The 13,750-nt window shown below is 60.4% G+C and carries 8 protein-coding genes; 5 read left to right on the plus strand and 3 right to left on the minus strand.

Annotated features, from left to right (window positions below; all coding sequences use genetic code 11):
* Nucleotides 1-69: 69 nt before the first annotated feature.
* The 4 genes from NK667_RS24585 to NK667_RS24600 all read left to right on the plus strand — a co-directional run bounded on the left by NK667_RS24585 (nt 70) and on the right by NK667_RS24600 (nt 5,441).
* The gene (locus NK667_RS24585) at nt 70-1,608 is read left to right on the plus strand and encodes an HDOD domain-containing protein (protein WP_054053337.1); all 1,539 of its coding nucleotides are present in this window, start codon (nt 70-72) and stop codon (nt 1,606-1,608) included.
* Between the two features lie 42 nt (nt 1,609-1,650).
* Entirely contained in the window at nt 1,651-2,466 is an 816-nt protein-coding gene (locus tag NK667_RS24590) for a rhodanese-like domain-containing protein (protein WP_054053335.1), read from the plus strand.
* 18 nt (nt 2,467-2,484) lie between these two features.
* Nucleotides 2,485-3,345 (plus strand): archaetidylserine decarboxylase, encoded by an 861-nt coding sequence (gene asd, locus NK667_RS24595; RefSeq protein ID WP_054053334.1) that lies wholly within the window; start codon nt 2,485-2,487, stop codon nt 3,343-3,345.
* A gap of 311 nt (nt 3,346-3,656) precedes the next feature.
* The gene (locus NK667_RS24600) at nt 3,657-5,441 is read left to right on the plus strand and encodes a hypothetical protein (protein ID WP_054053332.1); all 1,785 of its coding nucleotides are present in this window, start codon (nt 3,657-3,659) and stop codon (nt 5,439-5,441) included.
* Nucleotides 5,442-5,604: 163 nt separating this feature from the next.
* Here the strand turns inward: NK667_RS24600 and serB are convergent, their stop codons facing one another.
* Complete coding sequence (gene serB / locus NK667_RS24605) at nt 5,605-6,819, minus strand: phosphoserine phosphatase SerB (protein WP_054616403.1); 1,215 nt, start codon at nt 6,817-6,819, stop codon at nt 5,605-5,607.
* Nucleotides 6,820-6,953: 134 nt separating this feature from the next.
* Here serB and NK667_RS24610 point away from each other — a divergent pair, with 134 nt between their 5' ends.
* Nucleotides 6,954-8,480, plus strand: a complete 1,527-nt coding sequence (locus NK667_RS24610; protein WP_054616404.1) for an AhpA/YtjB family protein — start codon at nt 6,954-6,956, stop codon at nt 8,478-8,480.
* 2,105 nt (nt 8,481-10,585) lie between these two features.
* Here the strand turns inward: NK667_RS24610 and NK667_RS24615 are convergent.
* Together NK667_RS24615 and parC are read right to left on the minus strand one after the other, a co-directional pair.
* Complete coding sequence (locus NK667_RS24615; RefSeq protein ID WP_054053326.1) at nt 10,586-11,299, minus strand: PqiC family protein; 714 nt, start codon at nt 11,297-11,299, stop codon at nt 10,586-10,588.
* Nucleotides 11,300-11,475: 176 nt separating this feature from the next.
* A complete protein-coding gene (parC, locus tag NK667_RS24620) occupies nt 11,476-13,743 on the minus strand; it encodes a DNA topoisomerase IV subunit A (protein WP_054053324.1) in 2,268 nt (755 codons plus the stop codon).
* Between the last annotated feature and the right edge of the window lie 7 nt (nt 13,744-13,750).

The following is a 13,750-nucleotide window of genomic DNA, read 5'->3' on the forward strand; positions in this document are numbered from 1 at the left end:
CAGTTCAGGCGAAAAGCCAATTTAGCCCGCGCCGGGCGTGTTTACAGCCAATGATGATCCCGTCCAGCCATGGCTAATGAAACGAACGTTCCACCTCTAAAACCGACCACTCTCGACGGCTGGGTCAAGCTTCTCGATGGCGTGCGCCTGCCGGTTCCGCAAGAGAGTCATGACCGTGTCTGCAAAGCCATTCGCAATAACCGCAGCTCACTGCGCGACATTGCCGAATTGATGCAGGAAAGCCCGGCCCTGGCCTTGAGCGTGATTCGCGAGGCTAACCGCCACAACCATGGCAGCATGACCGAGCCTGCGGAAAACCTTGATGTGGCGCTCAATCGCCTCGGGTTGAAACGCACCGAAGAACTGCTCGCGCGCCTGCCCGCCGAACCACAGTCCGAGATCCCGAAAGCGCTGCGCCAGCTGCAATTGATCAGCCAGCACGCGACGCAACAGGCCAACGGTTTCTTCGCCAATCGCCTGGCACGACTGTGGCAGGACATTCATTGGGGCAGCCTGCTGTTTCTCTCGCCGTTGTGGCCGATGGCATTGACCCATCCGCACTTGCTCGAAGAATGGGAACTGCGGGTCATCCATAAAGGCGAGTCGGCACGCAAAGTCGAAAAGCAGTTGTTCGGCGTGCGCCTGCTGGACATCTGCCTGGCACTGGTGGACATCTGGCGGCTGCCGATCTGGGTGCAGCAGGGTTATCGCCTGCTGCTCAACGAGCAACGGGAGCTGGTGAAAGTCCTGCGCATTGCCCGGGACAGCGATCATCCGCTGCGCCAGCAAAACCGCCTCGACGACGATCCGACTTTGCGCCGCTGGCTCAATCAGCCGGCCAACACGGTGTTGCTGGCCAATGGTCTTGCGCTGTCGGCGCAACAGGCCTGGGACAGCCCGCACAGTGAACGCTGGCAGTACCTGACCAGCCTTTACCTGCAAATCCCGATGGATGAAGTGCAACAACAGTTGCACCAACAGGCCGCCAACAGCGCTCGCCAACATGCGATGCCGGACCTCTGGCACCCAGCGGTGTCGCTGCTTTGGCCGTGGGGCATGAACCGGGTCCACGCCGGTCTGCTGCCCGCCCCGGCGCCAACCACTGAAGACCTGAGCAATTGGCGCAAGCAATGCGCAGAGCTGCTGGTGGAGCCAAGTCGCTTTACCAACGCGATGCACCTGACCACCTCGGCACGCGACGCCCTGGTCGCCTGCGGCATGCGCCGGGTAATGATCCTGATGGCCGACCGCACCCACGCCAATCTGCGGGTGCACCAGACCGCCGGAGTGCCGAAAGAAGCCGCCAGCCTGAATTTTGTAGTGAGCCAGAGCAGCGTGTTGCAACGTCTGCTCTCGCAACAAGCTCAGGTGCGCATTACGCCGGCCAACAATGCCCAGTTTTCCGCGCTGCTACCTGCCAGCCTGCGCGCGCAGTTTGGTGGCGAACACCTGCTGCTGCGCTCATTGGTCAACAATGGCCGGGTGATCATGGTCGTGGTGGCGGACCAGGGCGGCGGGCCGTTCTCGGAAATCACCGTGCAAGCCTTTGGCAAAACCGCGCAGTGCATCGAAAAAGCCCTGCATAGCTTTAGCACCCGCGGCCAATAAGGCTGCGCTACAATCCTCCCCTTTGTGCTCTGGAGACCTCACATGTCTGACTTCTCTGGCTTGCCGCTGGTGATCGAGCCGAGCGACTTGCTCCCGCGTCTCGACGCCCGCGAACTGATTCTGGTGGACCTGACCAGCAGCGCCCGCTATGCCGAAGGGCATCTGCCCGGTGCGCGTTTTGTCGATCCGAAACGCACGCAACTCGGCCAGGCGCCAGCGCCCGGACTGATGCCACCGCAAGCGGCACTTGAAGCGTTGTTCGGTGAACTGGGGCATAACAAGGATGCGGTCTACGTGGTCTATGACGACGAAGGCGGCGGTTGGGCCGGGCGTTTTATCTGGCTGCTGGATGTCATCGGCCACAAAAAATACCACTACATCGACGGTGGTCTGCCAGCGTGGCTGGCGGAAGGCTTGCCGATGTCGATCCAGATCCCGGCCCCGGTCGGTGGCCCGGTTTCACTGACATTGCACGATGAGCCCACCGCCACCCGCGAGTACCTGCAAAGCCGTCTCGGTGCCGCCGACCTGGCGATCTGGGACGCCCGTGGGCCGTTGGAGTACTCAGGCGAGAAAGTCCTGGCCGCCAAGGCCGGGCACATCCCCGGCGCCGTGAATTTCGAATGGACCGCCGGCATGGATCAGTCGCGCAACCTGCGCATCCGCACTGACATGCCGCAGATTCTCGACCAACTCGGCATCACCAAAGACAAAGAAATCATCACCCACTGCCAGACTCACCACCGTTCTGGCTTCACTTATCTAGTGGCCAAGTCCCTCGGTTATCCGCGGGTCAAGGGCTACGCCGGCTCCTGGGGCGAATGGGGCAACCATCCCGACACCCCCGTAGAGATTTAAGGTTTTTAAGGACAGTTAATGAATAAGCGTTTGTTTATCCTCAGCCAATACCTGCTGCCCCATCACTTGCTCTCGCGACTGGCCGGCTGCATTGCCGAATGCCGCGTGCGCTGGTTCAAGAACGCCTTTACCGCATGGTTCGCCAAGCGTTATCAGGTGGACATGTCCCAGGCACTGGTCGAAGACCTGACTGCCTACGAGCATTTCAACGCATTCTTCACCCGCGCTCTGAAAGATGGCGCGCGCCCGCTGGACGAAACCCCGGGCGCGATCCTCAGCCCGGCCGACGGTGCGGTCAGCCAACTCGGCCCGATCGAGCATGGTCGGGTGTTCCAGGCCAAAGGCCACAGCTTCAGCGTGCTGGAATTGCTGGGTGGCGACGCTGCGAATGCCGCGCCGTTCATGGGCGGCGACTTCGCGACGATCTACCTGTCGCCGAAGGACTACCACCGTGTGCACATGCCACTGGCCGGCACCCTGCGCGAAATGGTCTACATCCCGGGCCGGATCTTCTCGGTCAACCAGACCACCGCCGAAAACGTCCCGGAACTGTTCGCCCGCAACGAGCGTGTAGCGTGCATTTTCGACACCGAGCGCGGGCCGATGGCCGTGGTACTGGTGGGCGCGATGATCGTGGCGTCGATTGAAACCGTCTGGGCCGGGCTGGTCACGCCGCCGAAACGCGAGCTGAAAACCTTCCGTTACGACGAAGCTGCCCGTGCGCCGATCCATTTGGAGAAAGGCGCGGAATTGGGCCGCTTCAAACTGGGTTCGACCGCCGTCGTGCTGTTCGGGCCGGATCAGGTCAAATGGGTTGAAGGACTGGGCGCAACCTCGCCGGTCCAAATGGGCCAGGCGTTGGGTTTGCCGAACGCTTGATCCGTTGAGCCGAACCCCGCGATCGATTTCGTGGGTTAGGCATCCATCCCTGTAGGAGCACGGCTTGCCGGCGGAGGCATCCTTGAGATTGCCTTCGCGGGCAAGCCTCGCTCCTACAGGGGGTTCGGTGCTTCCGGGCTCGTACCCTCTTCTGTAGGAGCACGGCTTGCCGGCGAAGGCGTCCTTGAGATTGCCTTCGCGGGCAAGCCTCGCTTCTACAGGGGTCAGGTCAGCGAAAATACTTCTCACTGCCATAACTGCTACAGTCAGGTCATTCACTGCCCATTTCCCGGTTGGAGTTTTTCCACGGCATGAATGAGACCAGCCCCCCACTGTTGCTTCGCGCGCCGACCCCAGTTGGCTTGCGCCTGTCATTCTGCGAACCCACCCCGCGCGACCTCAAGCGCTGGATCGCCAACCTGCCCAAAGCCAATATCGGCGAAACCGCTCGCCAGTTGTATCAAGGCTTGAGCGAACTCAATCAACTGCTGACCCCCAGCGATAATCGCCTGCAACTGCTCGAGCTGCTGCGGCCCGAGGTGTATTACGTCTGCAAGCACCTGGAGCGGCATTTCCTGCATCAGGCGATTGTCCTCGACGAACGTTCGCGCAAGATCGCCAACCTTTGCCAGGCGCTGCAAAGCCATTTGGCGATTGGCTATAAACAGATCGTCCTGCGCATCGCCCCACGCTTCACCAAGGACCGCGCACCGCTGCTCACTCAAGCGTTGCAGCGGGCGATCCATTGCCTGAACGGCCCGCTGGTCCGCGCCACCCAGCTCTATTGCCCGGTGCCGGAAGGCGTGTGGCTGGAGCTGCACCAGCTGTATCGCATCGCCTGCGAACATCGGCTGCAAAACCTCAGCGTGCGCGACCAACTGGCCAGCCAGACCCAAGACCTGAGCATCGAACAGACCTACGTCGCCGCGCTGCTGTTGGGCGCCTCGCGCTGTAATCAACTGCGCCAGAACCAGATCGCCCGGCTCGCCGAAGTGCTGGAACCCTGGAGCAAATGGATCAAGTTGCAACCCGGCAAACCCGGCAATGAACTGTTTGCGGTCGCATCGGACATTGACACCGGACCGCGCTATCGGTCCAAGTTCCGCGCTGAACAGCAGGCGACTCTGCTTGGGATCGATCCGCAACCGCTGGTGGCGGCGATTGAGGCCAGGTTGCTCAATCCGGACGACAACGCGTTATCCATACCGGCCGGACTGACTCTCGACACGCTACAACACTTGCACGCCGCCTGGGGTCAGGCCGCCGAGCGCAGTTTCCAACGCACCGTTGGTCAGGGCACCCTGACCCTGTGCGTGGGCATGAGTGCGCTGCACTTTTATCTGGGCGGGCAGCGTTCGTTCAGCGACATCCTGAAAAATCCCGCCGGACGACTGGCGCAGTTTTCCGCGATGTCCCCGGCCGGTGGCGGCAAAGACAATTGGAGCCAAGCCTTCGACGCCGCGCCCAATGGCACCGGCGATGCGCTGCTGCCTTACGAAGAAATCGAATACCCGACCCTGCAAAACGATGACAGCCACGAGGCCGCCGACCGTAATCAGAGTTTCCCGACCTACGCCCTGCCGATCATCAATCACAGCCCCGGCGGTTATTGCCTGGCATGGCCCGGCGCCGTGCCCGCCGAGCTACAGGCTGGCGAAATGGTTGGCATCGAAGATGCGGCCGGCCAGGGCTGGAGCATCGCCGTGGTGCGCTGGATTCGTCAGGTGCGTGGCGGCGGAACGCAGATGGGGATCGAACAGGTTGCGCCATATGCCGAGCCTTGCGGCTTGCAACTGGTGCGCACGCGGGACGATCACAGTCAGTATCTGCGGGGTTTGCTGCTGCCGGCGATCAGCGCGATTGACTTGCCCGCCACCCTGCTCGCCCCGCGCCTGCCGTTCCAGGAGGGCAACAAGGTGCTGATCAACACCAACGGCCAGGAACGTCGCGCCGGGCTGGATCGACGGGTATCGAGCACTAACAGCTTCAACCAGTTTGCTTACCGCTCACTGGAGGCGAGCAAAAACGAAAACGCCGCGGGAAGCGGCGTGATCGGGGCGGAAGAGGATTTTGATTCGTTGTGGAAGTCGTTGTGAGTCTTGCCACTACACCTGTGGCGAGGGGGCTTGCCCCCGTTCGGCTGCGCAGCAGTCGAAAACCCGGATAACTCGGTCTGTCTGAAAGGATGCAGAGGGCCGCTTCGCGACCCAACGGGGGCAAGCCCCCTCGCCACAGAGGCCCTTTCAGTCAATACAAGACTCAGAGCTGCCCGTCACGATCCCGGAAGCCCAGCAAATACAGGACGCCATCCAGCCCGAGGGTGGAGATCGCCTGTTTCGCCGACTGTTTCACCAATGGCTTGGCCCGAAACGCCACGCCCAGCCCGGCAATCGCCAGCATCGGCAAGTCGTTGGCGCCGTCGCCGACCGCGATGGTCTGCTCCAGACGCAAACCTTCCTTGTGCGCCAGCTCTTTCAGCAGATCCGCTTTGCGCTGGGCGTCGACAATCGGCTCGACCGCCACGCCTGTGACCTTACCGTCCACCACTTCCAGTTCGTTGGCGAACACGTAGTCGATACCCAGTTTCACCTGCAATTGCTTGGCGAAGTAGGTGAAACCGCCGGACAGGATCGCAGTCTTGTAGCCCAAACGCTTGAGTTCGGCGAACAAGGTTTCGGCGCCTTCGGTCAGGCGCAACGACGCGCCGATCGAATCCAGCACGCTGACGTCCAGCCCTTTGAGCAACGCCAGGCGTTCCTTGAAGCTGGCGCGGAAGTCGAGTTCACCGGCCATCGCCCGTTCGGTGATTTCGGACACCTGATCACCCACGCCCGCCGCCTTGGCCAGTTCGTCGATGACTTCGGCTTCGATCAGCGTCGAATCCATGTCGAACACCGCCAGGCGGCGGTTGCGACGGAACAGCGAATCTTCCTGGAAGGCGATGTCGACGTTCAACTCCTGGGCCACGCTGAGGAATTCGGCGCGCAGGGCTTGCGGATCAGCCGCCTCGCCACGTACGGAAAACTCTATGCAGCCCTTGCCCTTGTCGGCCGGGGTGTCCAGCGGCATGCGTCCGGACAAACGATCGATATGGTCGATGTTCAGCCCGTATTTGGCGGTGATCGAGCTCACAGCCTGCAATTGCCCGGCGGTCACTTTGCGGGTCAACAGGGTAACGATGTGGCGTTTTTTCCCCTGATTGCCGACCCACTGCTGGTAATCCTCTTCGGATACCGGCGTGAAACGCACCTGCTGATCAAGTTCATAGCCCTTGAACAGGATGTCCTTGAGCACCGACTTGCCTTGCTCGGTGTCAGGAATTTCAACCAGGATGCCGAACGACAGGGTGTCGTGGATCACCGCCTGACCAATGTCGAGAATGTTCACACCACCCTGGGCCAGAACGCCGGTAATGGCCGCAGTCAGACCCGGTCGGTCGACTCCCGTGATGTTTATCAGGACGATTTCGCGCAAGGCGCACCCCCGCAGGTGGAAAAAAACCGCATTCTACCCACTTTCAGTGACCATCGGGCACCGTCAGCGCTTTGCCGGTCTAGGGCCTGTCGCTATACTGCGCGTCAACTTCACGGACAAAAGAGCCGAGCTCAGTGAACCGGCCCACGCCAGTAAAAACCGATAACTTCTTCCTGCTGATCTTCCGGGCACTGCGCCACCGCCGTGTACCGATCGCATTACGCATTGCCAGCCATAACGTGATCCTGGTCGCTCTGGCCCTGGTTATCTATGCCTGTGTGATGGGTTTGCAGTTCAAGCAGGCCATGCACGAGCAGGCCGATGCGCTGGGCGAAAGCCTGACCACGCAGACCGCCACCTCGGCCACCGAGCTGTTGGTGTCCAACGACATCCTCAGCCTCAACGTGCTGCTCAACAACCTGACCAAAAACAAGTTGGTGGCCCACGCCGCCATCTATAGCGTGGATAACCGCATCCTCGCCGAGTCCGGTCAGCGTCCCAAGCACAGCCTGTTGGGCGAAGCCGAGGGCATGTACGAGAGCAAGATCACTTTCCAGGACGTGACCGCCGGGCAACTGCGCATCAGCCTGGACATGGATCAGTTCCAGCAGCCGATGACCATCAGCCTGCAAAGCATGGGCATCCTGAGTGCAATTCTGCTCGCGTTGTCCCTTGCCTTGAGCCTGCGCCTGGGCCGGCACATCTCCACGCCGCTGATGCAATTGCGGGTGTGGCTGCGCAATATCGACGAATACACCCCGGCCACCGAGCGCCAGGATGAGATCGGCGACCTGGCGCGCCAGCTGCACGCCAACTTCGCCCCGGAACCGGCCGAGCCTGAGCCCGTGCCGGAGCCTGAGTTCGACGACGCCGATTACGATGAAGAGGTTGATCCGGCCTTCGAAGTGCGTAATCTGCGGGACCCGAGCTTTGACGAGAGCAAACCGGTTGCCGGCCTCAAGCCTGCGCCGAAGCGTATTGTCAGCACCGTCGAAGACGATGACGATGATGACGCGTTCGCCGACCTGCGCGATGAGTCTGCAGACAATGCCCCGATAACGCTGGCCAAACCGGTGATTTCGAACGTGCCGCAGCACAGCGCGGTACTCGCCGTGCAACTGGGCGCGCAGGATCAACTGCGTCGCCTGCCGCGCACGCGCCTTGAGGAACTGCTCAAGCGTTATCGTGACTGCCTCGACCAGGCTGCTTCGCTGTATCAGAGCGAATTGCACACCCTGAACGATGGCAGCACGCTGATGCTGTTCCACACCGAAGACAGCGGCGACGACTACCTGACCAACGCCATCTGCTGCGGTGAGTTGCTGCGCGCCTTGGGCCATCAGTTGCAGATCGAAGTCGCTGACAGCGGCATCACCCTGCAATTGCAGCTGGGCCTGACGCTGGGCGACGAGTTGTTCGGCCTGAGCCAGATCGACTTGCTGCTGACCGAGTCGGCCCAGGACGCTTTGGCCCTGTCGCAACACAGCCGCAACCTGCTGCTGGTGGAGCGCAAGATCGGCGACGACGCCCTGATCCGCCAGCGAGCGCGGATCCGGCCGATCGCCAGCCCTGAAGGCGCTTGCTGTGTAGAGCGGTTGATGGAGCCTTATCCATCGATGCTGGAACGGCAACTGGCGCGGATGCACGAACGTCGGGCGTAATCGCCCTGTAATGAAAAAACCCGCAGACGAGTGATCGTCTGCGGTTTTTTTGTTGCCACCCGAATCTTGTAGCAGCTGCCGAGCCTGCGAGGCTGCGTTCGGCTGCGCAGCAGTCGCAGATCAGCCAACGTGCGAAGTGGCGTTGTAAACCGTATAGACCATTGGCGAGGACTTCGTCCTCGAACGCAGCCTCGCAGGCTCGACAGCTGCTACGGAAACAACAAAGCCCCTATATCTAGCTGCATATGCACCGGGCGTAACCGCCCTGCAATAAAAAAACCCGCAGACGAGTGATCGCCTGCGGGTTTTTTATTGCCACCCGAATCTTGTAGCAGCTGCCGAGCCTGCGAGGCTGCGTTCGGCTGCGCAGCAGTCGCAGATCAGCCAGCGTGCGAAGTGGCGTTGTAAACCGTGTAGACCATTGGCGAGGACTTCGTCCTCGAACGCAGCCTCGCAGGCTCGACAGCTGCTACGGAAACAACAGAGCCCATATCTCTGGATGCACGAACGCCGGGCGTAACCGCCCTGCAATGAAAAAACCCGCAGACGAGTGATTGTCTGCGTTTTTTTATTGCCACCCGAATCTTGTAGCAGCTGCCGAGCCTGCGAGGCTGCGTTCGGCTGCGCAGCAGTCGTAGATCAGCCAGCGTGCGAAGTGGCGTTGTAAACCGTATAGACCATTGGCGAGGACTTCGTCCTCGAACGCAGCCTCGCAGGCTCGACAGCTGCTACGGAAACAACAGAGCCCATATCTCTGGATGCACGAACGCCGGGCGTAACCGCCCTGCAATAAAAAAACCCGCAGACGAGTGATTGTCTGCGTTTTTTTTATTGCCACCCGAATCTTGTAGCAGCTGCCGAGCCTGCGAGGCTGCGTTCGGCTGCGCAGCAGTCGCAGATCAGCCAGCGTGCGAAGTGGCGTTGTAAACCGTGTAGACCATTGGCGAGGACTTCGTCCTCGAACGCAGCCTCGCAGGCTCGACAGCTGCTACGGAAACAACAGAGCCCATATCTCAGGATGCACGAACGCCGGGCGTAACCGCCCTGCAATAAAAAAACCCGCAGACGAGTGATCGCCTGCGGGTTTTTTATTGCCACCCGAATCTTGTAGCAGCTGCCGAGCCTGCGAGGCTGCGTTCGGCTGCGCAGCAGTCGCAGATCAGCCAGCGTGCGAAGTGGCGTTGTAAACCGTATAGACCATTGCTCGAACGCAGCCTCGCAGGCTCGACAGCTGCTACGGAAACAACAGAGCCCGCATCTCTGGATGCATAAGCGTAGGGCGTAACCGCCCTGCAATGAAAAAACCCGCAGACGAGTGATTGTCTGCGGGTTTTTTATTGCCACCCGAATCTTGTAGCAGCTGCCGAGCCTGCGAGGCTGCGTTCGGCTGCGCAGCAGTCGCAGATCAGCCAGCGTGCGAAGTGACGTTGTAAACCGTATAGACCATTGGCGAGGACTTCGTCCTCGAACGCAGCCTCGCAGGCTCGACAGCTGCTACGGAAACAACAGAGCCCGCATCTCTGGATGCATAAGCGTCGGGCGTAACCGCCCTGTAATGAAAAAACCCGCAGACGAGTGATTGTCTGCGGGTTTTTTGTTGCCACCCGAATCTTGTAGCAGCTGCCGAGCCTGCGAGGCTGCGTTCGGCTGCGCAGCAGTCGCAGATCAGCCAACGTGCGAAGTGGCGTTGTAAACCGTGTAGACCATTGGCGAGGACTTCGTCCTCGAACGCAGCCTCGCAGGCTCGACAGCTGCTACAGAAACAACAAAGCCCGCATCTCTGGATGCATAAGCGTCGGGCGTAACCGCCCTGCAATGAAAAAACCCGCAGACGAGTGATTGTCTGCGGTTTTTTTTATTGCCACCCGAATCTTGTAGCAGCTGCCGAGGCTCCGTTCGGCTGCGCAGCAGTCGCAGATCTGCCAGCGTGCGAAGTGGCGTTGTAAACCGTATAGACCATTGGCGAGGACTTCGTCCTCGAACGCAGCCTCGCAGGCTCGACAGCTGCTACAGGGAAGAGGCCGTCAGCAATGCCATAGATTCCCAACCTGCAGAAACAACAAAGCCCGCATCGCTGCGGGCTTTGGGTTGAATCCATCCAGGCTTTAGAACCTGAACACTTCCATATCGGTCCGAATCGGCGAAGCCATCGGGATCTTCGGCTGCTTGTCCTGTTCCGCTGCCGGCGCGACTGGCTTGGGCGCCGGTTTACGTGGGGCTTCAGCAATCGGCGGCTGGTTGGCCAGTGGCTTCAACGCCACGGACAATTGCTCGGCCAAACGCTGCAACAACACACCCTGGGCCTGGACCTGAGCCGCTGTTCCGCCCGCGTGTTGCTCTTGCAGGTGAATGATGCGGTTATCGCGAACCTGGCCACGACGGTCGATCAGACGCCATTGCGCATCCAGGATCGCCGGTTGCGATTCACCCGAGTCCAGGCGAGTAATCGTCAGCAGCACCTGCACATCCGGGGTAAACCCCAGTGTCGCCGGTGCCAGCACGACACGCTGGCTGTCCAGATGACCGGCAACCTGACGCAGCAGCAACTGATCGATGTCCGAAGACAGGCTTCCCGCCCAACGACCATCGGCGGATGCCTGGAGGCTGCCATCCGGCTGACGCTGCAGCAGGGTTTCGCGTTGCAGGTAGTCGGCAATCGTTACCGGGCCCAGCAATACGGCCATGCCAGCGCTTTGCGCAGGCTGAACCGGACTTCCGCTGTCCAGTTGATACAGCGACACCGGTTGGTGAACGCTGCAACCCGCCAGGCCAAGAACGCCAGCGAGCATCAAAATAAAAGGAAGGCGCAGAGCAGTCATCGTCCCATCCAGGTGGTTGCCACAAGGCTAACCACAGTGAAAATACTCAATAAATATGAAGAACGCTCGGCCACGCCGGCGCTTGAAAGGCCATATCATCCGTGAATATGCGTTCCGACTCCAGCGCCAAAGCGTCGATCTACGCGTTAAATCGTAGATCGAGCGCTCTAGGACGCTTAATTGAGGTTTTCGACGAGCAGCGCATCTACCCTCTGGAAGCCACGTGGCAGTTTATTACCACGACGCCCACGCTCACCTTTGTAGTGTTCGAGGTCGTCCGCCTTCAGTGACAAGGTACGTTTTCCGGCCTGTAGCACCAATGTGGCGCCATCCGGCAGCACGGCGATGTCCGTGACATATTCTTCGCGACTGGCAACCCGCTCACCGGAAATACCGATGATCTTATTGCCTTTACCTTTACCTAATTGTGGCAGGTCGCTGATTTTGAAGATCAGCAGGCGACCTTCGGTCGTGACCGAGGCCAGCCAATTGTTCTCGCGATCGGTTACCGGGCGCGGAAGAATGACTTTCGAATTGTTCGGCAAGCTCAGCAGCGCTTTACCAGCCTTGTTCTTGGCCTGGAAGTCTTCGCCTTTCACCACAAAACCGTAACCGGCGTCGGAGGCGATCACGTACAGCGAGTCGTCTTCCGGCATCAGCACGCATTCAAACGTTGCCCCTGGCGGCGGGGTCAGGCGACCGGTCAACGGTTCGCCTTGGCCACGGGCCGATGGCAGCGTGTGGGAAGCCACCGAATAACTGCGACCGGTGGAGTCGATAAACACCGCAAACTGGTTGGAACGACCCGGCGCCAACGCCTTGAATCCGTCCCCGGCCTTGTAAGAAAGGCCGGTGGCGTCGATTTCATGGCCCTTGGCCGAGCGAACCCAGCCTTTTTCCGACAGCACGACCGTCACTTTCTCGTTTGGCAGCAGATCGTGTTCGGTCAGGGCTTTGGCTTCGGTGCGCTCGACGATAGGCGAACGACGGTCGTCGCCATAGGTTTCGGCGTCCTTGATCAGCTCGGTGCGCACCAGTTTTTTCAGCTTGGCTTCGCTGCCCAGCAAGGCTTGCAGCTTGGCTTGTTCCTTGAGCAGTTCATCCTGCTCGGAACGCAGCTTCATTTCTTCCAGTCGCGCCAATTGACGCAAACGGGTGTCGAGAATGTAGTCGGCCTGGATTTCGCTCAGGGCGAAACGCGCGATCAGCGCGGCTTTCGGGTGTTCCTCAGTGCGGATGATGTGAATCACTTCATCCAGGTTGAGGTAAGCGATCAACAAACCGTCCAACAGGTGCAGGCGACGCTCAACCTTGTCGAGGCGGAATTGCAGGCGACGACGCACGGTCTGCACCCGGAATTCCAGCCACTCGACCAGCAACGCCCGCAGGTTTTTCAGCTGCGGCTTACCGTCGAGGCCGATGATGTTGATGTTGACCCGATAGCTCGACTCCAGCTCGGTGCTGGCGAACAGGTGCTGCATCAACGCATCGTGGTCAAAGTTTTTGCGTGCGCCGGGAATGATCACGATCCGGCACGGGTTTTCGTGGTCGGACTCGTCACGCAGGTCAGCGATCTGCGGGGCCTTGGAAGGCTTGGCCTGCATCATCGCGGCGATCTGTTCCAGCACCTTGGCACCGGAAACCTGATGCGGCAGCGCGGTGACGATGATGTCGCCGTCTTCGATGTGGTAAACGGCGCGCATACGCACCGAGCCCTTGCCGGTTTCGTACATTTTCAGCAGGTCGGCGCGGGGCGTGATGATTTCCGCTTCGGTCGGGTAATCCGGGCCCTGGATGTGTTCACAGAGCTGTTCGACCGTGGCTTTCGGCTCATCGAGCAAACGCACGCACGCTGTCGCGACTTCGCGCAGGTTGTGCGGCGGTACGTCGGTGGCCATGCCCACGGCGATACCAGTGGTGCCGTTGAGCAGGATGTTCGGCAAACGTGCCGGCAACACCAGCGGTTCGTCGAGGGTGCCGTCGAAGTTCGGGCCCCAGTCCGCAGTGCCCTGGCCCAGTTCGCTGAGCAGCACTTCGGAATAACGCGACAGCCGCGCCTCGGTGTAACGCATGGCGGCGAAGGACTTGGGATCATCCGGCGCCCCCCAGTTACCCTGGCCGTCCACCAGCGTGTAGCGGTAGCTGAACGGCTGGGCCATCAGGACCATGGCTTCGTAGCAGGCCGAATCGCCGTGCGGGTGGAACTTACCGAGCACGTCACCGACGGTACGCGCCGATTTCTTGTGCTTGGAATCGGCGTCCAGCCCCAACTCGCTCATCGCATAGATGATGCGCCGCTGTACCGGTTTCAGGCCGTCGCCGATATGCGGCAAGGCACGGTCCATGATCACGTACATGGAGTAGTTGAGGTAGGCATTTTCGGTGAAGTCAGCCAGTGACCGGCGTTCTACACCGTCCAGGCTGAGATCAAGGGAGTCGCTCATGCGGGCC

This window comes from Pseudomonas nunensis (genome assembly GCF_024296925.1).
GTDB classification, from domain to species: Bacteria; Pseudomonadota; Gammaproteobacteria; order Pseudomonadales; family Pseudomonadaceae; genus Aquipseudomonas; species Aquipseudomonas nunensis.